We start from the raw sequence: 1260 nt of genomic DNA, 5'->3' as shown, positions 1-1260 counted from the left end.
ACTATATATGGCTATTATCCAAGTATTAATTGGTTGCAAATACCATATTACGTGCTTTGCTCACTATTACTGATGCTAGGTGTTTCATGGATTACATCTTCTATCGTAATTTTCTTTAGAGATATAGGTCAACTTATTGCAGTAACCATACAGTTAGGCTTTTGGGGCACTCCTATTTTTTGGGATATCGCTATGGTACCACAAGAGTATCAATGGGTGCTTAAGCTAAATCCTGTATTCTATATCACCGAAGGTTATAGGAATACGCTAACAACCGAGTCATGGTTTTGGGAGTCGATGAGTTGGACCGCTTATTTTTGGTTGGTGACTTTGATTACTTTACTACTTGGGACTGTTTGTTTTAAAAGATTAAAACCGCACTTTGCGGATGTGTTATAGAAGGTTTAAATGATGAACGAACTTGCCATAAGTTGTAGAAATTTAACTAAAACTTATCCAATGTACCACAACCCTAAGGATCGTTTTAAAGAAGCTCTTCACCCATTCAGAAAAATCTATCACGAGGACTTTTATGCCCTAAGAGATGTAAGTTTTGATATAAGACGAGGTGAAACTGTTGGAATAATTGGACAAAATGGTGCAGGTAAGTCAACGCTTCTTAAGATAATTACCGGAGTTTTGACCCCAACATCAGGTACTTCCGAAGTTAATGGCGTTGTTTCGTCGATTCTAGAGCTAGGCACTGGATTTAATGATGAGTTAACAGGAATAGAAAATATATACGTTAACAGCTCTTTGATGGGAGTGTCTAAAGAAAACGTCGACAAAAAACTAGATCAGATTATTGCATTTGCAGATATCGGTGATCATATCAATCAGCCTGTACGTGGTTATTCTTCAGGTATGTTTGCGAGATTAGCATTCTCTATAGCTATCAGTATCGAGCCCGACATACTTATTGTGGATGAGGCATTAGCCGTAGGTGACATGAACTTTCAAGCTAAATGTATGACAGCGATGAAAAGAATTCAAGACAACGGTACAACAATTCTCTTTGTGAGCCACGACATTAGTAGTGTTAAGAGCTTGTGTGAAAAAGCAATATATATACAGTCCGGAGCTCTAAAAGCTGTTGGTGATGCAGGCGAAATAGCAGATCTTTATATGAAAGATATGAGGGAGCAATTGAATCAAAACATCCCTTATACTGAAGAAACGACACTTACCGAAAATGATCTTTCAAAGGAGCAAGCTAACTCAATAGATTCTCCGGTTGACTATGAATATAAACTAGAAGAC

Annotated in this window: 2 protein-coding genes; both read left to right on the top strand. The window is 37.5% G+C overall.

Features of this window, described 5'->3' with window-relative positions; all coding sequences use genetic code 11:
• Positions 1 to 399 (top strand): ABC transporter permease (locus tag BCT81_RS20230; protein WP_157938880.1); only part of this gene is annotated, 399 nt, incomplete at its 5' end.
• 9 nt (positions 400 to 408) lie between these two features.
• Positions 409 to 1260, top strand: an 852-nt coding sequence (locus BCT81_RS20225; RefSeq protein WP_133152669.1) for an ABC transporter ATP-binding protein, incomplete at its 3' end; no start/stop codon positions are given.

This window comes from Vibrio sp. 10N.261.52.A1 (genome assembly GCF_002876325.1).
Lineage (GTDB): Bacteria > Pseudomonadota > Gammaproteobacteria > Enterobacterales > Vibrionaceae > Vibrio > Vibrio chagasii.
Note: the sequence above shows the minus strand (reverse complement) of the source record. Positions and strands in the feature narration are given on the sequence as shown.